Source organism: Anaerolineae bacterium (assembly GCA_013178165.1).
Lineage (GTDB): Bacteria > Chloroflexota > Anaerolineae > Aggregatilineales > Ch27 > Ch27.
Genome location: JABLXG010000004.1, coordinates 247,358 through 269,642, shown reverse-complemented (window position 1 = coordinate 269,642; position 22,285 = coordinate 247,358). Strand labels below are relative to the sequence as shown.

The 22,285-nt window shown below is 62.7% G+C and carries 16 protein-coding genes; 8 read left to right on the top strand and 8 right to left on the bottom strand.

What is annotated here, in order from left to right:
• Positions 1–14 precede the first annotated feature (14 nt).
• From HPY64_04220 to HPY64_04195, 6 genes are all read right to left on the bottom strand, one after another.
• Positions 15–1,631 (bottom strand): NADH-quinone oxidoreductase subunit M, encoded by a 1,617-nt coding sequence (locus tag HPY64_04220; GenBank protein NPV66333.1) that lies wholly within the window; start codon positions 1,629–1,631, stop codon positions 15–17.
• On the bottom strand, positions 1,628–3,934 hold the full coding sequence (locus HPY64_04215) for an NADH-quinone oxidoreductase subunit L (GenBank protein NPV66332.1): 2,307 nt from the start codon (positions 3,932–3,934) through the stop codon (positions 1,628–1,630). Before HPY64_04215 ends, HPY64_04220 begins: the two co-directional genes overlap by 4 nt.
• 74 nt (positions 3,935–4,008) lie before the next feature.
• Positions 4,009–4,317: an NADH-quinone oxidoreductase subunit NuoK gene (gene nuoK, locus HPY64_04210; protein NPV66331.1), complete on the bottom strand. Its 309-nt coding sequence runs from the start codon at positions 4,315–4,317 to the stop codon at positions 4,009–4,011.
• Positions 4,318–4,322: 5 nt separating this feature from the next.
• Positions 4,323–4,856 (bottom strand): NADH-quinone oxidoreductase subunit J, encoded by a 534-nt coding sequence (locus tag HPY64_04205; protein NPV66330.1) that lies wholly within the window; start codon positions 4,854–4,856, stop codon positions 4,323–4,325.
• A gap of 11 nt (positions 4,857–4,867) precedes the next feature.
• Entirely contained in the window at positions 4,868–6,124 is a 1,257-nt protein-coding gene (gene nuoH, locus HPY64_04200; protein NPV66329.1) for an NADH-quinone oxidoreductase subunit NuoH, read from the bottom strand.
• 75 nt (positions 6,125–6,199) lie between these two features.
• Positions 6,200–6,559, bottom strand: a complete 360-nt coding sequence (locus HPY64_04195; protein ID NPV66328.1) for an NADH-quinone oxidoreductase subunit A — start codon at positions 6,557–6,559, stop codon at positions 6,200–6,202.
• A 303-nt stretch (positions 6,560–6,862) separates the two neighbouring features.
• Here HPY64_04195 and HPY64_04190 point away from each other — a divergent pair, with 303 nt between their 5' ends.
• The 8 genes from HPY64_04190 to HPY64_04155 all read left to right on the top strand — a co-directional run bounded on the left by HPY64_04190 (position 6,863) and on the right by HPY64_04155 (position 14,383).
• Complete coding sequence (locus tag HPY64_04190; protein NPV66327.1) at positions 6,863–7,957, top strand: peptidoglycan bridge formation glycyltransferase FemA/FemB family protein; 1,095 nt, start codon at positions 6,863–6,865, stop codon at positions 7,955–7,957.
• Between the two features lie 5 nt (positions 7,958–7,962).
• Positions 7,963–8,499, top strand: a complete 537-nt coding sequence (locus tag HPY64_04185) for a GNAT family N-acetyltransferase (protein ID NPV66326.1) — start codon at positions 7,963–7,965, stop codon at positions 8,497–8,499.
• 3 nt (positions 8,500–8,502) lie between these two features.
• Entirely contained in the window at positions 8,503–9,615 is a 1,113-nt protein-coding gene (locus tag HPY64_04180; protein ID NPV66325.1) for a peptidoglycan bridge formation glycyltransferase FemA/FemB family protein, read from the top strand.
• 104 nt (positions 9,616–9,719) lie between these two features.
• Entirely contained in the window at positions 9,720–10,127 is a 408-nt protein-coding gene (locus HPY64_04175; protein ID NPV66324.1) for a GNAT family N-acetyltransferase, read from the top strand.
• Between the two features lie 142 nt (positions 10,128–10,269).
• A complete protein-coding gene (locus HPY64_04170) occupies positions 10,270–11,793 on the top strand; it encodes an ABC transporter substrate-binding protein (GenBank protein NPV66323.1) in 1,524 nt (507 codons plus the stop codon).
• A 99-nt stretch (positions 11,794–11,892) separates the two neighbouring features.
• The gene (locus tag HPY64_04165; protein NPV66322.1) at positions 11,893–12,858 is read left to right on the top strand and encodes an ABC transporter permease; all 966 of its coding nucleotides are present in this window, start codon (positions 11,893–11,895) and stop codon (positions 12,856–12,858) included.
• A 4-nt stretch (positions 12,859–12,862) separates the two neighbouring features.
• Complete coding sequence (locus HPY64_04160; protein NPV66321.1) at positions 12,863–13,729, top strand: ABC transporter permease; 867 nt, start codon at positions 12,863–12,865, stop codon at positions 13,727–13,729.
• Positions 13,730–13,882: 153 nt separating this feature from the next.
• Positions 13,883–14,383, top strand: a complete 501-nt coding sequence (locus HPY64_04155) for a ClbS/DfsB family four-helix bundle protein (GenBank protein ID NPV66320.1) — start codon at positions 13,883–13,885, stop codon at positions 14,381–14,383.
• A gap of 88 nt (positions 14,384–14,471) precedes the next feature.
• Here the strand turns inward: HPY64_04155 and HPY64_04150 are convergent, their stop codons facing one another.
• Positions 14,472–15,425: a class II fructose-bisphosphate aldolase gene (locus HPY64_04150; GenBank protein ID NPV66319.1), complete on the bottom strand. Its 954-nt coding sequence runs from the start codon at positions 15,423–15,425 to the stop codon at positions 14,472–14,474.
• 337 nt (positions 15,426–15,762) lie between these two features.
• Entirely contained in the window at positions 15,763–22,056 is a 6,294-nt protein-coding gene (locus HPY64_04145; protein NPV66318.1) for a hypothetical protein, read from the bottom strand.
• Positions 22,057–22,285: the final 229 nt, after the last annotated feature.

Genomic DNA, 22,285 nt, shown 5'->3' with positions numbered 1-22,285 from the left:
AATCCCCCTGCCTATTACCCGCCAAACAAACGGGTCACGGTCTCGTTGATCATGGGCAAGATCCAGTTGGGTAACACGCCGGTCACCAAAAACAGAACCAACAATGGTGCCATTGCCACAACTTCGCGCAGCGAGATCTCCAGGTTGTGATACCTGTAGTGGTAGTCCACCCATTCCTGGGCAGGCTTGCCATGCAGCACCTTCTGCAACGCCTTCAGAATATAAGCGCCTGTGAAGAGCAGGCCGATCATGCTCAGCAACGTCGCCACGGTAAACACCGGCCAGGCCCCGCGCACCACCAGGAACTCACCGACAAAGCCGTTCAGCCCCGGCAGCCCCAGGCTGGCCATGCTGGTGAAGATCAGGATGCCGCCATAGACCGGCGCCAGTACCCACAGCCCGCCCATCCTCCGCAGGTCGCGGGTGTGCGCCTTGTGGTACAGCGCGCCAACCAGCAGGAACATCCCGGCGGAACTGAGGCCGTGGTTGAACATCTGCAGCACTGCGCCGTTAGCGGCGATAATTGCGCTCTGCGTATCCGCCAGGGCGACCGTCCCCGCTTCCAGGTTCAACCAGGGCGCTGCACCGTTGGTGTAGAGGATGCCGTAGACCCAGGCCATAACGGCGATGCCCAGCACCACAAACCCCATGTGATTCACCGAGCTATAGGCCACCAGCCGCTTGAAATCATCCTGCCCGTAGGCGGCGAACGCGCCCAGAATGATCCCCATCATGCCCAGGAACGCCAGCACCGGCGCAAAGGCCGCCGCTTGCTCCGGAAAGAGCGGGATCACCAGCCGCAGGAACCCGTAGGCGCCTAGCTTCAGCAGCACACCCGCCAGCAACATCGACCCAGCGGTTGGCGCTTCAGTGTGGGCATCAGGCAACCAGGTGTGGAATGGCCAGATCGGGACTTTGATAGCAAAGGCCAGGAAGAAGGCCAGGAAGGTCAGCCACTTGACTGTATCTACGCCAATGCCCAGGAACTGGCCACCATCCCCCTGGAACGTCGGCCAGAATGCGGTCAGGTCGACGATATCCATCGTCCCGGCGGTGATACCGATCAACTGGATGGAGAGCAGTAGCCCCAGTGACCCGGCCATGGTGTACAGAAAGAACTTGACCGAAGCGTACAGGCGATTCTCGCCGCCCCAGCGGTTGATCAAGAAGTACATCGGCACCAGGCCGATCTCCCAGAACAGGAAGAAAATCATCAGGTCCAGCGCCACAAAGACGCCCATCATGCCCGCTTCCAGCAGCAGGAAGAGCATCATGTAGACGTTGACCTGCTCTTCGATCTCGAAGCTGATCAGGATGCCCAGCGGCACCAGCAAGCCGGTCAGCAGGATCATGACGATGCTGATCCCGTCCACCCCCAGGTGCCAGGATGCCCCCAGCAGGCTGAACCAGGGTGTCTTCTCCACGAACTGGAAGCCGCCCACCGCCCGGTCATAGCCAAACCACAGCACCACCGTCAGTACAAAGACCACCAGGCTGAATCCCAGCGCCGTCCAGCGCACCAGCGCCTTATTGTCGCGCGGGAGCAGCAGCATCACCACCGCGCCCAGCACCGGCAAGAAGATGATGGCGCTCAACAGGGGAATCTCAAAGAGGTTGCCAATCGCGATCATTCGGCTATGCCTCCCCACACCCTCCCGATCAAGTTCAGCACCACGATGATCACGACCAGCGCCGCCAGTGCGATCAACACGGTCGTCGGGCTGATCCTGACCAGCAGCCCGGCAGCGCTCAGGAAGATCACCAGCGCGGCCAGAATAGCCATCAACAGGTACTGCTGGACATTGCCCGTCTGCACACGGCGGAACCAGCCAGCGAAGGCGCCGATGGCCTGCGGGATGCCATCGCCGACGCCATCGATGACCACGCGGTTGAAGCGCTTGAACAGCTCGCCAATCCAGCCGGCGACATGAGCGATGGTATGCAGGATGCCGTCAATCACGATGCGATCGATGATCTTGCTGGTCAGAACTTCGCTCAGCCACTGTGAGGGCTGGACAAACACCCGCTGGTACAGCTCATCCACATAGAACTTGTGCGACATCCACTGCCACAGGTACGGGCTGATCCGGTCCAGCGCCACCTGGGTTGGGTCGGGTTGTCCGGCGGCCAGTGGCCTGCGCCAGTACACCCGGTAACCCACATACAGCCCTCCCAGCGCTACCACAAACGAGAACAGCACCGGCACAACGTTGAAGGCCAGCGTCGGCGGATGATGCGGCAACGTACCGCCCACGAAGTCATGGAACGGGTTGCCATTGCCGCTGAACAACCATCCGAACAGCGGGAAGTCCTGGGGCACGCCAATGTACCCGGCGATCAGCGCCGCCACCCCCAGCACAATCAACGGCCCCTGCATGAAGGTGGAGACGACCGTCGTCGGCCCGCCCAGGCTGGCCTGAGCCGCCGCCTCGGTGCGCGGCTCGCCCGCGAAGGTCATGGCCAGCTGGCGCATGGTGTAGAACGCGGTCAGGAAAGCCGCCAGGGCCAGCAGCACAAAGACAAACATCGCCGGGCCAAAGCCCTCGCCAAAGCCCAGGTACCACGCTTCCGCGAAGATCTCATCCTTTGACCAGAACCCGGCGGTGAACAGCGGGAAGCCCGCCAGCGCCAGCCCGCCCGCCAGGAAGCCAAACCAGGTCACCGGGATGCGCCCCTTGAGGCCGCCCATGTTGCGCATGTCCTGCGGGTCGAAGTGACCATGCCCGCCGAAGGCATTATGGATATGGTGGCCATGCTCATGAGCATGGTGCTCACCGTGTTCCATGGCGTGGATCACCGCGCCGGAAGACATAAAGAGCAGGGCTTTGAAGATGCCGTGCGTGATCAGGTGAAAAGCCGCCGCGATGTACGCCCCGATGCCCAGCGCCGCCATCATAAAGCCGAGCTGGCTGATCGTGGAGTAGGCCAGCACGCGCTTGATATCGTTCTGGGCCACGGCAATCACCGCTGAGAACAGCGCGGTAAACGCGCCAACATAGGCCATCAGTAGCAGCGGCGCATTGTACACGCCATGATGCGGGTCGGCCCCGGCCTCCAGCAGCGGGTACATGCGGATGATCATGTACACGCCGGCGGAAACCATCGCCGCTGCATGGATCATCGCGCTGACAGGCGTCGGGCCTTCCATCGCGTCCGGGAGCCAGACATGCAGCGGGAACTGGGCGCTCTTGCCGATCGTGCCGATCACCAGAAAGACGCCGATCAGTCCTGCTGCGCTCAGACCGCCGAAGATAATGGCCGGTTTATCCGCCAGCCCGGCCAGCAGCGCCTCGTTGAAGAAGATTTCGCGGAAGCTCAGCGTACCCGTCTCAGCGTAGAGATAGGCAATGCCGAGCAGCATAATGACATCCGCCACGCGGGTAGTCATAAACGCCTTGACGCCGGCCCTGTGAGCGCTTTCCTTCTCGAACCAGAAGCCGATGAGCGAGTAAGAACAGAAGCCCATCACCTCCCAGCCAATGAATAGCAGCAGCAGATTGTCGGCGACCACCAGCAGGAGCATGGCCCCGGCAAACAGGCTCATGTAGCCAAAGAAGCGCTCCCGGCGCGGGTCATGGGCCATGTAGCCGACGGAGTAGATCATGATCATCAGAATGGCCAGGGGCACCATGAAGAGCATGGCCGTCGTTAGCGGGTCGACCAGCACGCCGATCTGGAATTGCGTGCTGCCCAGGTCCATCCAGGGGGCTGTGCTGCCAAAGGCCTCGCCGCCCAGCGCCTCCCCAAAGGCGACGCCAATCGCCCGCAGCAGCATCACAGTCGCCATCACCCAGGAGGTGATCGTCGCCACCAGGGCGGTTGTCGTCGTCAGCCACCAGCTGCGATTGGTGACCAGGAAGATCAGGGCCGCCGCAAGCAGTGGTGGAACCGGGATCAACCACGGCAGGTAGTTCGCATTTGTCCAGTCAATCATTCAGGACCTGTCCTCCACTTGGCACACCTCCCGACTGGCGCAGGCCAGCGGGCAGCGTCGCGATTACCTGGACGTCACCACTTCAGCAGGTTGACATCCTCAACAGCCACACTCTGGCGACGACGGTAAATGGCCACAATCAGCGCCAGCCCCACCGCCGCCTCAGCAGCCGCCACCACAAACACAAACACGGCAAACGCCTGCCCGATCATGGTGTCAGGCGTGCGGTAGCGCCAGAAAGCGATCAGGTTGATGTTGACAGCATTCAGCATCAACTCGACGCCCATCAGAATCGCCACCGCGTTGCGGCGGGACAGCACGCCGAACAGCCCGATGGCGAAGAGCGCCGCCGCAACCAGCAGGAACATCCACAAGGGCACCATAGCTCTTACTCCGCCTCATCATCGCGGGCGATGTAGATCGCCCCGATCAACGCCCCGGCCAGCAACACCGACGCCACTTCGAACGGCAGCATGTACTGAGCCGGATCGACCAACGCCGCGCCCAGCGCCGCTATCGGGTTCTCCAGCCCGCCCTCCGGTGGAGGGGCCGCGAACAGCGCCGCGCTGCTCCCCTGCTGCAACTGCCAGAGCAGGTACACCACCAGCGCCAGGAAAGCCAGCGAGACGATAGCCGCCAGGTCCCACTGCTCGCTGAACACATTGCGCGCCCTGACCATCCCCCGCGTCAGCATCACAGCGAAGATAATCAGGATGGTGATGCCGCCCATGTAGATCAGCACCTGCACAGCGGCCAGGAACGGCGCAGCCAGCAACACAAACAGCCCGGCCACCCCGAACAGGCTCATCAACAAAAGCAGTGCCGCCCGGAACAGATTCCGGGCCAGCACCACGCCCAGGCCGCCAGCCAGCGTCAGGAGCGCAAATACCAGGAAAACCAGCAGTTCAATCGTGATTTCCATTGCCACCCCCGCTATTCCGCCGCCGCCACGCCGGGCGCGTATTCCGTCTCGTCCACCAGTGCCTCAATTTCCTGGCGCCTGCGTCGGGCCAGCCAGCGCAGCAGCGCCGCCGCAGCCACGATCAGTGCGATGTTCCCCACCAGCAACACGCCAGCCAGCGGGAGCATAGCCACGAATTCCGGCCCCAGCAGGCGGTACAACCCGGATGCCACGCCCGTGAATTCGCCTTCAGCAATCGCCCGCGCCGCGCTGTAATCCGGCGTTGGTACCAGCTTGAAAAGGAAAGCCGTCAGGACGACATTGGCCAGCGCCAGCGGGACCATGATCTTCCAGTTCAGGGCCAGCAGGTGGTCAATGCGCACGCGCGGCACGGTCAGGCGCAACCAGACCGTGACGAAATAGACCACCATCGACTTGATGCCCAGATAGATCATGCCCAGAATCGGGTACGTCTCCGCGCCGGGGCCGCGCCAGCCGCCCAGAAAGAGCACGCTGAACACAATCGCCACAAAGAAGGCGTGCATGAACTCCGCCAGGTAGAACATTGCGAAGGCCATGCCGCTGTACTCGATGTTGTAGCCGGCGATGAGTTCACTTTCCGCTTCCAGCAGGTCAAAGGGGGCGCGCCCGTTTTCCGCATGCGCCGCGATCAGGAATAACACCGCTGCGATGGGCGCGACGAACAGGAACCATACATGCTGCGACCGCACCAGATCCTGCATACTCAGCGACCCGGCCAGCATCACCGGGATCAGCAGGGCCAGCACCATCGGCACTTCGTAGCTGATCAGCTGCGCCACCGCCCGGAAGGCCCCCAGCAGGGCAAACTTGTTGTTACTGCCCCAGCCGGCCATCAGCACCGCCAGCGTGCCCAGCGAGCCAACCGCCAGCACATACAGCAGGCCGATGTTCAGGTCGGTCCCGATCACAACTGACGAGAACGGAATGACGGCGGCGACCAGGATCACCGACACCACCATCAGCACCGGAGCCAGAAAATACACCGGCCGGTCAGCGTTCCGCGGAACGATCACTTCCTTGATCAGCAACTTGAGGGCATCGGCGAAATTCTGGATCAAGCCGTACGGGCCGACCCGGTTGGGGCCGACCCGATTCTGAATGCGCGCCGCCATCTTGCGCTCGATCCAGATGCCAAACAGCACCCACGCCATCCCGAAGGTGGCTGCGACCAACACCCCGCCCAGGATGTCCAGGAAGGTCGCCAGACCTGCGTTCATGCCAGCCTGTATCAGGGCATCTCTCAGCATAAGCGCTCCCCTTGCAAGACAAAAAAGGCCAGAACATCCAGGGCGGATGCACGGCCTGTTTTCCGATATGGCGGGCTATGTCCACTCCAGCGCGCCCTTGCGCCAGACATACACCAGGGCGACTGCCAGCAGGGCAATGAAAATCAGCACTTCCACAAAGGCGAACAGCCCCAGCTTGCCATAGGCGACCGCCCACGGGAAGAGCAACACCATCTCAACATCAAAGACCAGGAAGACCAGCGCGAAGACATAATACTGGACTTTGAACTGCACCCAGGCATCACCGATCGTTTCAATGCCGCACTCATAGGTATCGGTCTTGATCGGGTTGGGCTTGCGCGGGCCAAGCAACCAGCCCAGCACAATCGGCACGGCAGGGAGGATTCCGGCGATTGCCAGAAACACTCCGATAAAGGCCCATTCGCTCAGATCCATTGGTAATGGCTCCTTGGGCAACAGGCACAGACAGAAGGAAAAGCTTGTTAGGTGATTTGCTGAGGCCGTTTGTGACAAACGGCGCCAGTATAGCATCCTGATCCGGATATGACAACCTGTATCAGGATTCTCCGCCTGCGTCAGCACCCACCCCGGCGGAGACAATCGCCAGTCATTATAGCCACAAGGTTTCGGGAACACAATCAAGCTATTCAGTTGTCAAAGCCGCCTGCAAACGGCACAATACCCCGCAGCGTTTCCGGCGGGCCAGTGACGCCGCTAACCGCACAGGAGATCGTTCGCTTGGAGCCTCTGTGTGTACTCTCGCCATCAGCCAGCAAGTGGGATGCCTTTGTCAGCGCCCACCCTCAGGCCCATATCCTCCAGCTCCCTGATTGGGGGGCGCTCAAGGCGCGTTTTGGCTGGCGAACCTCTTGCGTTGCGCTGGCGGCGGGCAACCAGCTGGTGGCCGGAGCGCAGATTCTCTACCGTCCCCTGCCCCTGCGTCTGGGTTGCCTGGCCTACATCCCCAAGGGGCCGCTGACGCCGCCCGGCTGGTGGGAGGCACCGGAGCAACTGGCCCCCCTGTGGGCAGCCATCCACGCCGAGGCCCGGCGGCAGGGGGCGCACTGGCTCACGGTCGAAGCGCCCGACCCCGCCGTCCCGGCGGATGGCGACATCCCCACCGGCGCGGCGGAGGCCCCTCGCTATGCTGCCGCCCTGAGCGCGGCGGGTTTCCGTCCCGCCCTGCACAGCATCCAGCCGGTGCGGACAATCGTGCTGGATATCCGTGCCACTCCGGAGGACATCCTGGCGCGGATGAAGCAGAAGACGCGCTACAACATCCGCCTGAGCGAGAAGAAGGAGGTCACCGTCCGGCGGGCGACTGCCGCTGACCTCGATAGCTTCGTCGCGATGATGCAGATCACCGGGCAGCGCGACGCCTTCGGCGTGCACGCCCCGGACTACTACCGCACCGCTTATGATCTTTTCGCTCCGGCGGGGCGGGCCGCCCTGTTCATCGCTTCTTACGCCGGGCAGGACCTGGCCGGGGTGATGGCCTTTGCTCTGGGCCGAACCGCCTGGTACTTCTATGGCGCTTCTACCAACGAGGAGCGTAACCGCATGCCGACCTACGCTGCGCAATGGGCGGCTATCCAATGGGCCAGGGAACGCGGCTGTGCCATCTATGACCTGTGGGGCGTGCCAGACGAAGACGAAGCGACCCTGGAAGCAGGCTTCAACGAGCGAGAAGATGGCCTGTGGGGGGTTTACCGCACCAAGCGCGGCTGGGGCGGCGTGGTGATCCGCCGCATGCCCGCCTGGGACTTCGTCTACAGCCGCCCGATCTATGCGGCGTATCAGGCCTACTTGCGTCTGACCGGCCGGGAGGGATAACCGCCGTGCAGATTCTGAGCCTTACCCCCACCCATGACCTGTGGCTGGCCTGCTTTGCCCATCTGGAGCGCGCCGATATGTTGCGCTGGGTCCTTGACGAACGCGGCCTGCTCCACGAGGGGCTGCATCTGCTGGGCGCCATCGAAGAAGGGCAGGTTGTCGGGCATCTATCGCTCAGGCGCCAGCCGATCGTCGCCCCGGCGACCGCCTGGAGCGGCGGGGTGGAAACGCCCATCGTCGGGCCAGACGGCACGCCGCTGGAGGAGTTGTTCGTCTACACTTTCGCCGTCGATGAAGACTTTCGCCGTCACGGCATCGGGCGCGCACTGCAGCTCGCCGGGTTGGAGCTGGCCCGCGATCTGGGCTGCTATCAGGTCCGCTCCTGGTCTTCGCTGGACAAAACCGCCAACTACGCGCTCAAGATCGGCCTGGGCTTCGCCATCCACCCGGCGGTGTACACGACCGACAGCGGCATTTCCGTCAGTGGCGTGTACTTCGTCAAAACCGTCGCTGATTGCCCACCGGAGAAAGCCAGTCGCTAACCTATGCCTGCTCCGCTATCGCTGACCGTGACCTCCATAGCCAACGGCAACGCCTGGAACGCCCTGCTGCGCCCCCTGCCCTGCGCCCATATTCAACAAACCTGGGAATGGGGGGAATTCAAGCGGCGTACGACTGGCTGGACACCGGAGCGAATCGCCTTCCAGCAGGACGGGCAGGTCGTCGCCGCCGCGCAGGTACTCACCCGGCACGCCGGCCCGCTGCGGGTGATGTACGTTGCCTGTGGCCCTGCGCTTGACTACGCGAATAGCGCTCTCGTCGAGACCGTCCTGGAATACCTGCAATCCCTGGCCCGGCAGCGCAGAGCGATCTGGCTCAAGATCGATCCGGAACTACCGCTTGGCTACGGCGTTCCCGGCGAGGAGGACGCGCGGGATGACCCGGTCGGGCTGGCCGTGGTCGATCGGCTCCGTGCCCGTGGCTGGCGCTTCTCGGCCAGCCAGGTGCAATTCCGCAACACAATCACCATCGACCTGTCGCGCTCCGAAGACGATCTGTTGATGGCCATGCACCAGAGCACACGGCGCAAGATCCGCACGGCGGAGAAGAAAGGCGTCACCATCCGGGACGGGACTACCGCCGATCTGCCTCTTCTCTACGAGCTATATCGCATCACCGGGGAGCGCGATGGCTTCCTGACCCGGCCACTGGACTACTACCACGACGCCTGGGGCAGCTTCATGCAGGCCGGACTGGCCCACCCGCTGATCGCTGAATATGACGGCATCCCGCTGGCCCATGTCATCCTGCTCCATTTCGGAGCCAAGTGCTGGTACTTCTACGGCGCTTCCAGCAACGAGGAACGCCAGCGGATGCCCAACTACGCCCTGCAATGGGCGGCCATCCGCTGGGCCAGGCAGCACGGTTATCGCCTCTACGACCTGCGCGGCGCACCGGATATCTTCGATGAATCTGACCGCCTGTGGCGCGTCTATGAGTTCAAGCGTGGCTTCAACGGCACGGTCACCCGGCACATCGGCGCGTGGGATTACGCGCCGATCCCGGCCCTCTACCGTGTTTATGAGTCCCTGATGCCGCGCCTGCTGGCCTGGCTGCGGCGCCGGAGCACCCCGCTGCAAGCCCGGTCGCTTGATTGATTCCCGCCAGCGTTGGCAGTAAAATGTGCAATATGTACAAAGTTCGTACGTTGGACGCCGCAGAGATCCCTGCTCTGGTTGATTGGCTGGTCAGGCTACCCCTTATGCAACGTTACGGGCTGGAAACGCCAGCAGCCCGGCGAATGCTGGCACAGGCGCTTGACCGGCAGGAGCCAGTCATTGCGGTCGATACCGAGGCGGCGTCGGCCTGTGGTTTTGCCTGGATCATGCCAACCGGCGCCTTTGGCCGCAGTGCCTACCTCCGCCTGATCGCTGTACGTCCGGACGTTTCCGGGAGGGGTCTGGGCGCGGCGCTGCTGGCCGAAGCAGAACGCCTGGCTGCCAGCGAAGGACGCGATCTGTTCCTGTTGGTTTCAGATTTCAACACCAACGCCCAGGCGTTCTACCTCCGGCACGGCTACCGGCAGATCGGTGCCATCCCGGCCTATGTGTTGCCGGATGTCACTGAGTTGATCTTCTGGAAGCCATGCCAGCGAAAAGACCGGGCATGACCGACGCGATTCGCCGTACAGGTTGCCATAGCCCCGGGGGATAGAGAGGAGGTTGTTAGCGCCTTCAGCCTAACCGATAAGCTAAGCCGGACGCTCCCGAACTATTGAGTCCTTGTCTAGAGCTTGTGTCAGGAGGAGCCACATGTTGTCATCCCGTATACGCCACATTTTGCCTGTTGTAGCGATTGTCATCGCCCTGCTGGGGGCTGCCCTGCCGCTAAACGCCCAGGGCAATACCCTGATCATGGCCCGCGCTATTGACGCCACGGGCATCGACCCACACACCCAGACCGCCTTCGCTTCCCTGGCGCTGCTCAATATGATTTACGAGCCGCTGGTCATCACCAACCACAACCTGGAGATCTCCCCGGCGCTGGCGGAAAGCTGGGAATTCGCCGATGACGCCATGACGCTGACCTTCAAACTGCGTGAGGGCGTCAAGTTCCATGACGGCTCCGACTTCACCGCCGACGATGTGATCGCCTCCTACACCCGCATCCTGGACGAGGCCACCGGAGCCGCTGCACGAACCAACTATGTCAGCATCCAGTCGATGGAAGCGCCCGATCCCTACACCGTGATCTTCCATCTCAGCACACCAGATGTGCCGCTGCTGACCGCCATGACCAGCATCAACGCAGCCATCCTGCCCTCCGAGTTGATCGAGAGCGGCGATCCGACCACCACCGCCATTGGCACCGGCCCCTTCAAGCTGGATAGCTGGGTGCCTGAGGAAGTGACCCGGCTCTCCGCCAATGCGGACTGGTGGGGCGAGGGGCCGTTTGTGGACGGCGTTGAAATCCGTATCATCCCCGACGAAGCCTCGATCCTGGCTGCGCTTCGCGCCGGGACGATCGACTTCGCCATGATGAACGACCCGCTGGTCGCCACGCTGCTGATCGATGACCCGAACATCAAGCTGGCCCGCACCCCTGCCCTGGACTACCATGTGCTGCAGCTCCGCGCCGCCGTTGAGCCACTGGACAAGCTGGAAGTCCGCCAGGCTATCTCCTGCGCCATCGACCGCCAGGAAGTGGTGGACTCGGCTGCCCTTGGCGAGGGCCGCGTCACCGGCCCGCTGACCATGCCCGCCTTCGCCCTGCCCACCAGCGAACTGTTCTGCTACGAGAAAGATCTGGATAAGGCCCGTGAGTTGCTGGCTTCCGTCGGCCTGCAGGATGGCTTCACCCTGCCGGTGATGGTCGCCAATGCCGAGCCGCCCACCGCACTTTCCGAGGCGCAGAGTATTCAAGCGCAACTGGCCGAGATCAATATCAAGGTCGAGATCGAGCCGCTGGAGCTGAGTGTGTACGTTGATCGCTGGCTGGCCGCGGACTTCACCGCCTGCGTCGCCCTCAACGGTGGCCGCACCGACCCGTACACGATGTACGCCCGTTACTGGCAGTATGGCGCCCGCTTCGAGCAGGTAGCCGGCTATGTCGATGACGAGCTGGACTCGCTGATGAAGCAGGGTCAGCGGGAGACCGACCCCGCCAAGCGTCTGGAGATCTTCCACGAGTTTGAACGCCAGCTCACCGAGAAGTCGCCCTGGATCTGGCTCTATGCCGGGTACAAGTACACTGCGTACCAGCCGTACGTGAAAGGCTGGGAGCCGATCGCCAACGACGCGCTGTACTTCCTGCACGAAGTGTCGCTGGAGCGCTAAGCCGTCAGAATCTGCCTGATTTGCAGGGGGAGCGGCGCCAAATCCCATCCATGGGCGCGCGCCGCCCCCCTGCCCACAACCTCCCATCCGGACGGTGCCATGTTTCGCTACCTGATCAACCGCATCATTGCCTTTATCCCAACCCTGCTGGGCGTGTCGATCCTGGTTTTTCTGGCGATCCGCATGGTTCCCGGCGACCAGATTACGGCTATGCTCGGCACAGAAGCCGGGATGCTAACCCAGACTCAGCGTGCCGCGCTGGAAGAATACTTCGGGCTGGACAAGCCGATCGTCGAGCAGTACTTCTCCTGGCTGGGCAATGCCCTACGCGGCAACCTGGGGTATTCCGTGCGGCATGGCGAGGAAGTGACCAAACTCATCCTCAACCACTTCCCTGTCACCCTGGAACTGGCCTTTCTTTCTGTGGTGATTGCCCTCATCATCGGCCTGCCCATCGGCATTATGGCGGCCATCCGTCATAACTCCTTTCTCGATCTCTTTGGCCGGATCATCTCCATGCTGGGGCTTTCCGTCCCCAACTTCCTGCTGGGAACGCTGATCATTTATGTGCTATCGGTGTTCTTTGGTATCCTGCCCAACTCCGGCAACTATGTTGACTTCCACGAGGATCCGGTCCTCAACCTGCAACAACTCATCTTCCCCGCCTTTGCCATGGGTTTTTCGTTTGCGGCGTCCGTGATGCGTATGACTCGCTCGTCCATGCTGGAAGTCCTGGGAGAGGATTATGTGCGCACGGCGCGGGCCAAGGGTCTGCGGGAGCGGAGTGTCGTCCTGGTTCACGCGCTGCGCAATGCCCTGATCCCGGTCGTCACCCTGATCGGCGTGGAGATTGGCTATCTGCTTGGCGGAGCATTCATTGTCGAGCAGATTTTCTCCCTGCCGGGCATTGGTCGGCTGGCTGTAGGGGCCATTTCCCAGCGTAACTATGCCCTTATCCAGGGGGTGACCCTGTTCGTCGCCCTCAACTTTGTTGTCATTAACCTGGTCGTGGATGTGATCTACGCTGCCATTGACCCGCGAATTTCCTATGATCGCAAAGTCTGAAGCCATGACCACCGAACTACGTACCGGTCGGCGACCCGCCCTGTGGCGCCGCCTGATCGCCAACCGCAGCGGCGCGGTAGGGCTGGTGTTGATCAGCCTCTTTGTGTTGACTGGCCTGCTTGGGATCATCGGCCTGACACCATACCCGCCGCTGGAACAACACCCGCGCGATCGGCTAACCGGTCCAAGCACGACCTATTTGCTGGGCACCGACCTCTTCGGGCGCGATCTGGCCAGCCGCCTGATGCGCGGCGGGGCCAACTCGTTGCAGGTGGCGCTGTTCTCCGTCTTGCTGGCCAGTACCGCCGGAACGCTGCTAGGCATCGTGGCCGGGTTTATCGGCGGCCGGGTCGACAACGTGATCATGCGCGTGATGGACATCTTCTTTGCCTTCCCTACCCTGCTGCTGGCGCTGCTGGTGGTTGTGGTGCTGGGGCCGGGCCTGCAGAATACCGTCTTCGCCATCGCGGTGGTTTACACCCCGATCTTCGCCCGCGTGGCGCGTGGCCCGGTGCTTTCCCTTAAGGAGATGGATTTCGTCACGGCGGCCCGCTGCCTGGGCATCAGCGAGCAGCGCATACTCTTCCGCCACGTGCTGCCCAATACCATGGCGCCATTGATCGTGCAGGTCAGCCTGGCCCTCTCCTGGTCACTGATCACCGAGGCCGGGCTGAGCTTTCTGGGTCTGGGCACCCAGCCGCCGGAACCGTCCTGGGGCCTGATGCTCAGCGAGAGTCGCAGCCTGGCCGAGACTGCGCCGTGGCTGATGCTCTTCCCCGGCCTGGCGATCATGCTCGGCGTGCTGGGCTTCAACCTGCTGGGGGACGGCCTGCGCGATGTGCTCGACCCGCGTACCGCAACCCGCCAGTGAGTCGAACTCCATGATCCGCGCCACACAGGTTCCGACCTCCCTTGCGGGGCGCTAGCTATCATCGGGGGCCTGCAAAAGCCTGCCGCCTGCCGGCGGCGTACCGGTGGCGCCAGGCTGCAAAAAGCAGGCAACTGAAAACAAGGGGAGATGCCCATGACCGGGCAACTGAACAAAGCCGTCATCCTGGCGCGTATGGCGGACGAACGCGCCGCCTTTGAGCAAGCCATCGCCGGGCTGAACGCGGAACAGATGACCGTTCCGCAGGTGATGGATACCTGGACGATCAAAGACATTCTGGCCCATATTACCGCCTGGGAGCGCGATCTGCTCAACTGGCTGGATATGGCACAGCGGGGTATGACGTTGCCCATCCCGCCAGGCAACGGCTGGGACGCCTACATCGAGGAATTCAACGCCTGCACTTACGCCGCCAACCGCGACCGCCCACTGGAGGACGTGCTGGCCGAGTTTGACGCGATCTACACCCGGCTGATGGATGAACTACGCGCCCTGCCGGAAGACCCGGCAGACCCACTATGGGCGGTCTGGGAAGGCGGGCAGCCACCCTGGCGATTGCTGGCCACCTTTTACGGACACTACCGGGAGCACCGCCTGCCGATCGAGGCCTGGCGGCGCGGCTCCATGCAAGCCTGAGATCGTGGTCAAGCTCCGCAAGTAAATGCAAAGGTGGGCCTGCCACCCTGGCCAGGCCCACCCCGCCACAGCATCTCTGGGGTCTTGCCTACAACCCCAGTTCCTTCATAACCAGATCAAGCTTGCCAGCGGAACCAAGCTTCTCGTTTTTGTGCGCGATGAAGGCCGCATATTCCTTCATGAACACCTCGCCCGGCTTGCGGAAGTCGAACTGCTCCGGGTGATCGCGGAAATACTCGCGGTGCACACGCGTCCATACCAGCCGGCCATCAGTGTCGATGTTGACCTTGGTCACGCCCAGCGGTACAGCCTTGGCAAAATCATCCTCGTTGACACCCTTGGCTGATGGATCAATCTTGCCGCCGGCGGCATTGATGCGGGCCACCTCTTCCGCCGGGACAGAGGACGAGCCATGCATCACCAGGGGGAAGCCCGGCAGCTTGGCCTGAATCTGAGCCAGGCGATCAAAGCGAACACCTTGCGCACCGGTGAACTTATATGCGCCATGGCTGGTGCCGATGGCCACCGCCAGGCTGTCACATCCAGTGCGCTCCACAAACTCGACCGCCTGATCGGGATCGGTCAGGAAAGCGCTACCCGCATCAACAGAGATATCCTCTTCCACACCGCCCAGCATGCCCAGTTCGGCTTCCACGCTGAGACCTTTGGCATGGGCGCGCTCCACCACGCGGCGGGTGATCTCGATGTTCTTCTCGAACGGCTCATGCGAGGCATCGATCATCACCGAGCTGTAGAACCCGGAGTCGATCGCGTCATAGCAGGTGGCCTCGTCGCCATGGTCGATATGCACGGCAAAGACGGCCGCCGGGAACTCCTCCTGCGCGGCGCGGATCATGCCTTCCAGCATCTTGACGCCAGCGTACTTACGTGCACCTTTGGAGATCTGGATGATGAACGGGGCCTGCGAGTCGATGTTGCCTTTAAACAGGCCGCGCGTCTGCTCCAGGTTGTTGATGTTGTACGCCCCGACGGCAAAGCGCCCGTAAGCAACCTTGAACAACTGCGCTGTTGTAACGATCACGACGTGCTCCTTTCTGAAACCGGGTCGCCCTGCACCGTGGCGCCCGGCAAAACAGTCTGCGGCTCCCCGCAGCCTGCGCTACCACCTTGCGAACAAGTGCTCAACCTGTTTGATTATACCGGGGGCAGCCCGTCCTGCGCTGTAAATTACCTCTACGGCATTCACCGGGATACCAGCCCTGCCTTGCCAATTGTATCCCAGACCCGGCCAATCCAGCGGGGGCAGGAGTCACCCGCTGGCCTGCAATTCGTCCTGTTCCCGGCGGTCCCCAACACAAACCGCCGGGGCAAGCTGAAGCACCCCGGCGGCTGTCTGTACATTCAGATGAGGGGGATGGCTATCCCTCTGTACCCTCCTCCGGCGTGATGGTGAACAGCGTGCCCGCCCCACGCCCGTAGACCTCCGGGAAGTAGAACTCGTAACCGGTCGTCGGGATGACATTGAACGCGCCCGGCAGCCCGGTGCGGATCGTGTAGTTGTACTCGTACGTCCCGCGCGGCAGGTACGTGGCGTAGATCACGACCTTCTCATCACGAAACTCGGTATTGCTGAAGTACCACCAGCCCCAGCCCCGGCTGAGCGGATCAACCCGGTCGACTTCCGGTCGGGTGCCGATCTGCTCCGAAATCTGCAGGTTGGGGTTGACGGCGTCCGTGCCCGCCGGGATTGGGTCTTCGATCACGACGTAGTGCAGGTCATTGGGCGCGATGATCGTCAGCGTCACCCGCACATTGTAGCCCACCGGCGCACCCTCGATCGGCGTCCGCTCCGGGTCGTCCAGCAGGCTGTAGCGCCGACTGATGATGATCCCCCGGTTGAGCGGCTCGATCTCCGGCACAGGCAGGAAGGCCCGCAGGTGCGCGGCGTAGTACATCACACCGGGGCCGTCGCCATGCGTCAGCGCCAGCAGGTTAGCCTGATCCTTGAGCAGGTCGGCCACCTGGATGCGCAGCACATAGCTCTCGCGGACAGTCGCCTGTGTGGCCTCAGCGTCCAGCAGCGGTTCACCGTTGAGCGTCACGCCAATCGCATAGCCCGGCTCCAGTTCACCCGTAGTAACCATCCAGTCCGTCAGAGCCATGATCGCCCAGGCGGTCTCCTGGGTGGTCTCCCAGTGATCGCCCTGGCGGGCGACCATCAGCCAGCGCACGGCCTGCGCCAGCAGTGGATTGCCCGGATCCAGCTCGATCAGGGCGCCGAGCACGATCGCTGTGGTGCGCGTATCCGTGTTCCAGTTCCACCAGTCGGTGAACGCCTCCTGCCAGTGCGCGCCGGTGGCGCTGAGCGCCGCCCGGCTGACCAGCGAAGCAACCATGCCGTCGATCTCGCTCTGCATATCCAGCGCCATACGGTTCAGCGAGACCGCTAGATACGCCTGGGCATACAGGCTAAGCTTGTCGCGGAACTCAAACAGGCGCATAGTGCGGGCTACATTGCCCCGGTCGGCGCGGGCCAGCGCGTAGAGGATAAACGCCTGCCGGTTGAGCCGCCAGACATCCGTCCCCTCATCCACCACGATCAGGCGATCGTTCAGGAAGGCCACCGCCCGCAGGATCACATCATTGGAGACGGCAAAGCCGCTATTGCGGGCCTCCACCAGCCCGATCAGGGCATAGGCAGTGGTCAGCGGATCGCTTCTGTCGTTGACAAACCAGCCCCAGCCGCCGTCAGATTTCTGCTGAGCATAGAGCCGCTGCAGGCCAAAGGACACTTCGCGATCCAGATTGGCACGTAACGTCTCATCGGCCACGCCCAGCGATTCCAGCGCCCGGTAGGTCATCACATTGGGCAGGAAGCGGCTAACCGTCTGCTCGATGCACTGGTGCGGGAAGTTCTCCAGGTAGTCCAGACTATCGAGCGTGGTGGCCGCCAGTGACGGATCCACACGCACTGTCAGTTCGCCCTGGGTCACGTCATAGCGGCGCGGTAGCGCGATCGCCTCGGTGATCGTGCCCGGTTCGGCAAGCATGCCGCCCGTGCCCACCACTTCCGGCGCTTCGTAGCGGTAGACCGGCAGCAGCCGGTCATCCCCCTGTCCGAGCGGCGGTTTGCTGGCGTCGGTATAAGCGCCATCATTGCCGCTGGCATAGAAGGTCAGGTCAACGGCTTCGGTATCCTCGACGGTGACCATCCACTCAAAGCGGTGGCGCCCACCGGTCGGAATCTCCGCCGTGACATCCTGTGGGCTGTTGAAGGTCAGGCCAGCTCCCCGCAGGGAGGCGTCAACGGTCATTGGCTCGCCGGTGTTGTTGTTGACCACCGCCACCAGCGTCAGAGCGTCGCCTGCCACGAAGAAGCGTGGTGTGATCGGGCGCACCAGCAGCGGCTTGGTGCTGATCAGGTCCTGGGTGGTCTGCCCCACTAGGGTGATGCCATTCCGCCCGTCAGTCACAGCGCGGGCATCCAGCCGCCAGGTCGTCAGGTTATCGGGCAAGGTGACCTCGAACGTTGCCACGCCATCCTCGCCGGTGAGCACGACCGGGTTCCAGTACGGCGTATCGACGAATTCCTCCCGCACCTCAAAGATGCCGCCTTCACCGCCACCGCCGCCACCACCTTTGACCGTGTCCAGGGTGGTCTGGGTGAGCTGGTCGACGCTGAGCGTCAGCGGCACGGCAGTGCGCACACTCAACCCCTGCTGGCCGTAGAAGACCTGCATCAACGGCGAACTGTTCGGCTCGGCAATGGTCAGAACAGCCAGATCAGTCAGGCCGACGCCAACCTCCGCCGCCACCGGGTTCCCGGCGTAGTCCCTGGTTTCCACGGTATAGGTGACTGTCTCACGCGGGCCGGCCTGCTCGCGATCCGGGCGGACAGTCACGGTGATCTCGCGCCGCTCCGGGTCAACCGCGATCTGGGCCATACCGGCACGGAATTCAGCCACCGCCGTATTCTCATCCACGCCCTTGACCAGCAGTGCTGACACATACACGTTAGGCGCGTAAGCATCCTCGATTGGGAAGCGGTAGACCGTGCTGTTAGTCTCCAGCGGGATGATCTCGTGGTGCAGCACATCGCCGCGCTCGATCGTCAGCAGCGCCATCGCCCGGCCCTGCCACGGCGAGGCGATCAACACTTCGGCCATATCGCCAACTTTGTAACTATCGCGGTCGGTGATCAGCTCGATCCGGTTGCTATTCTGCTGCCGCCAGGCCACATACTCCCGCCCGGAGACCCACATGAAGCCGGAGGCGCGTACTTCGTTGCCGCGCCCGTCGCGCGTCGTCGCCAGGATCTTATACGTCCCGGCGATGGGCGGCACGAACTCAAACGTCGCCGTACCATCAGCGCCGGTCGCCACTGTCCCGGACGCGCCTTCTACCGGGATATTTTCAACCTCCCACGTCCATATAGCGCGGCCATATTCATCCTCTTCCTGGACGCTCGACCAGCGCCGCTCGACGACTTCGTAGCGGATCTCCTGCCCGGCCACCGGGGCGCTCTCCCAGTCCACCGCGATCAGGTTGATCGTGTTGGCTTCGCCCGCCAGACCAACGTAACGCTCCGGGCGGATGCCCACGTAAACCTGGCCCTGGTGGACGATCACCGTTGCCCGTCCAGCAACCAGTTGACCGCTCTCATCAGTGACTGACGCCTCGATGGTGAAGGTCTGGCTCTGGGTTGCCTCACCCAGATCGGCGGGTATTTCGATCAACAGGCGGCCTTCAGCGTCGGTCACGCCTTCACCCTCCGCCACCACAGACCCGTACCCGCCGCCATAGTAGACGCTGGGACCTTCATCATAGTTGAAGTCGATGAACTCGTAGCGCTCCAGCCCGCTGTACTCAAAGAAGTAGTTCTGGGCCAGCACACTGTAGGCCACCCGCGCCGCCGAGACTGCGCCGCCGAAGAAATAGCGGCTGTCCACCAGCACGCGGATTGTCTCCCCCTGCACCACCTGATCGGATTCCGGTGTGACCGTCACCTGGAACTCCGGAGCGCGGTATTCGGCCACACCGAACGACACGCTGAAGTTGCGCGGGCTATAGTCCTCAGTCGGGTCAACCACTGCCGTGATCTGGTAGTAGCCCAGCCCGGCATCTTCGGCCAGGTCAAACTGGCCGCTGAAGGTCCCGTAGGAGGTCAGGGGCAGTGTTGCCTCGTAGATCGTTTCGCCCAGGTTATCCTGCACCCGGATGGGCAGTTCCCTCAGGTTCGGCGGCGTATAGGTCACATCGTCGCGGCTGCGCAGCACGCCGCGGAAGTACACCGGCTGCCCCGGACGGTAGATCGGGCGGTCCGTATACAGATAGCCCCGCACATCCACCGGGAAGTAGTCCGCCATCAGGTTGAAGTCGTATGGTTCGATGCCCCACGTCCACTCGCTGGCAGCGAAGCCGAACGCCTCCGGCGTGTTGACCACGGCATACACATAGTCGTACAGGCTTTCCAGACGCGGGATGGACGCCGTCGCCAGGCCGCCGGTGTCAGTCACGGCACTGGCCACCGGGTTGAAAGCCCGGTCGTAGAAGGTGACCGGTACGCCGGCCAGCGGTTCTCCAGTCTGCAGGTCAGTCACCCAGGCCAGTGCGGAATCCACCGAGAATTTGAGCGTGACATTGGCGCTGGCCACGATCATGGCGTGCTGCAGTGACTGAAAACCCCGGCTGCGCGTCTCTGGCGTGGAGACGATCAGGAAGTATGCGCCGGGCGGCAGCGCCTGTTCCCCGCCGACCGCCGCCGTCTGCACGTCCGTAACTGTTTCCGGGCGCGGCGCGGGAGTCTTTAGCGCGACGTAATACTCACTGGTATCGCCCTCAGCGATCCAGGCCAGCGAGCCATCGCGCAGTTCCACCTGCCACCAATACAACCCCTGCTCACAGACCGGGCCGCCCACGACCGGCAGCTGGTAGTCCTTGTAGAGCAGGGCCACGATCTCGCCCGTCGGGCTGCCCCCTCGCGCTCGGAGCGGATCCGGCTCTGTAATCACCACTGCCGTGCCGCCGACTTCCAGGCGCGGATCAGGAGCGCCAGGACATTCCAGCGGCTGGCTCCCGCCCTGGGTGGTGATAGTCAGCAGTTCGTACCAGCGCTCATTCTCGCCGGATTCCACGGGCACCGACCAGCGGCGCAGCAGATCAACCTCGCGGCGCGGGAAGTCCTCCCACAGTTCCCAGCTATCCGGCCCATTGAGGCGAGCCAGGTCGGCCAGGCTCAGGCGGTAAAGCGACAGATCAAGCTGGCTAACGTTCAGATGCTGGGCGAAGAGGCGCGTTTGCGGCGCGTAAGCGCTGTACAGCCCCACCCGGCCAGGTGTGTTGAGCGTTACCCAGGGTCCATAGGGCTGCGTGGTGAAGCGGATGACCGTCTCCTGATCAATCGTGTTGCCATAAACATCAGCCATGCCTGGCAGGATGCGGATCGTGTAATCGGTGCTCGGCTCCAGTTCGAAGCTCAGCCCGTAGCGGTTATCCCACGAATAATAGTATGCTTCTGGCTCGCGGTATGGCTCCGGCTCGATGATCACCTTATCATCGAGCGTGGTACGATCCATCGGCGTGGCGAAGATGATGGCAAAGCCGCCCGAAGGCATCGGATTACTGCCGTTGGTCGGTTCAGTGCGCAGAATGCGCGGACGATCCACGGCCATGAAGTTCCAGGTCATCGTCTGCTCAAGCGGTGTGGTGCCATTGGCTGCACGGGCGACATGGGCGTCCACCCGCGCCGTGTAGAAGCCACCCAGCGCCAGCGGCTCAGCAGGCGTGAAGGTCATTTCCGAGGCCGTCTCGTTCCAGGAGAACGATCCGCGTACCACGCCAGCATCCTGCTCGGCGAGAACAAACGCCTTCTCCACACTGGCGCGATCCATGGCCTGGTTAAAGGTCACCACCACCGGCGCGTCCAGCGCCACACCATCCTCATTATGGCCAGGGCTGATGGTCAGGATCGCCGGCGGCACAGTGGTGAACTGCCAAGCATAGTCAGCATCCAGCACACCGCCGGTAACATCGGTCAGGCCAGCGGGGACGGTAGCCGTATAGGTGGTGCCACCCTCCAGCCGCACCGGATGGAAGATATAGATCGAGGTATTGAGCCACTCACCCTCGCCTTCCAGCGGCGGGTCAAAGACCAGCGGGTCGGGCAAGGTTGCCATTTCCTCGACTGTCACCAGCGGCACCACCGGCCGGTTAAAGATCACGGTGATCGCTGAATCAGTCGCGACATGGCGGGTATCCGGTGCAGGCAGCACCTCGGCCACCGCCAGGTAACCCACCGTTTGCACGTTGAACGTGAACGGTTCGCCCAGCGGATCTCCGGCCACACTGCGGGCCTCTGTGCTCAGCGTGAACGTGTAGCCGGTGGCCCGTAGCAACGGTTTTTCCGGTGTGATCTGGATGGTGCGCGGATCGACTGCTTCGACCTTCAGCGGGGTAACCGGAGTCACGCTCAGCGCCGCCCGCACGCTCTCCAGATCCATCGGCTGGTCGAAGTAGAATGTGACGGTACTATCCAGCGAGATTTCCTCGCCGGGCAGTGGCTGGGTATCGACCACCTGCGGCGCAGCACGCGCACCCTGTTGTAACGGCGGTCCAGCCTGCGCGGACGATTCCGGCCCGCCCAGGAGCCAGACTCCCAGGATCAACACCAACCCGATCAAGCCCATTAAGACTATAGTGTGCCTTGGCCTCATGGAATACCCCCTCTTAAAGCGGTGCAGAACCGCCCTTGGCCAGCGAACAGGAGTCAGTCATTGACTATTTTGATCATAAGGACAATTCATGTTCGGGGCAATCAGTGGGTGGTCAACGGTTGTTCAATGCCCCGCGCAAGGGAATCGTCAGTCTGTTGTCAGGTTAGCTGTAGCCCGCCAGAAAGCAAAGCGCTCCCGCGACTGGAAGCCGTGGGAGCGCCTGAGTTGC

Bases quoted from the DNA above. Each gene is read 5' to 3' on its own strand.
- nuoH (NPV66329.1), bottom strand. From the start codon at position 6,124: ATGCTGAGAGATGCCCTGATACAGGCTGGCATGAACGCAGGTCTGGCG.
- HPY64_04195 (NPV66328.1), bottom strand. From the start codon at position 6,559: ATGGATCTGAGCGAATGGGCCTTTATCGGAGTGTTTCTGGCAATCGCC.
- HPY64_04145 (NPV66318.1), bottom strand. From the start codon at position 22,056: ATGAGGCCAAGGCACACTATAGTCTTAATGGGCTTGATCGGGTTGGTG.
- HPY64_04215 (NPV66332.1), bottom strand. From the start codon at position 3,934: ATGATTGACTGGACAAATGCGAACTACCTGCCGTGGTTGATCCCGGTT.
- HPY64_04160 (NPV66321.1), top strand. From the start codon at position 12,863: ATGACCACCGAACTACGTACCGGTCGGCGACCCGCCCTGTGGCGCCGC.
- HPY64_04170 (NPV66323.1), top strand. From the start codon at position 10,270: ATGTTGTCATCCCGTATACGCCACATTTTGCCTGTTGTAGCGATTGTC.
- HPY64_04180 (NPV66325.1), top strand. From the start codon at position 8,503: ATGCCTGCTCCGCTATCGCTGACCGTGACCTCCATAGCCAACGGCAAC.
- nuoK (NPV66331.1), bottom strand. From the start codon at position 4,317: ATGGTGCCCTTGTGGATGTTCCTGCTGGTTGCGGCGGCGCTCTTCGCC.
- HPY64_04220 (NPV66333.1), bottom strand. From the start codon at position 1,631: ATGATCGCGATTGGCAACCTCTTTGAGATTCCCCTGTTGAGCGCCATC.
- HPY64_04175 (NPV66324.1), top strand. From the start codon at position 9,720: ATGCAACGTTACGGGCTGGAAACGCCAGCAGCCCGGCGAATGCTGGCA.
- HPY64_04205 (NPV66330.1), bottom strand. From the start codon at position 4,856: ATGGAAATCACGATTGAACTGCTGGTTTTCCTGGTATTTGCGCTCCTG.
- HPY64_04165 (NPV66322.1), top strand. From the start codon at position 11,893: ATGTTTCGCTACCTGATCAACCGCATCATTGCCTTTATCCCAACCCTG.
- HPY64_04155 (NPV66320.1), top strand. From the start codon at position 13,883: ATGACCGGGCAACTGAACAAAGCCGTCATCCTGGCGCGTATGGCGGAC.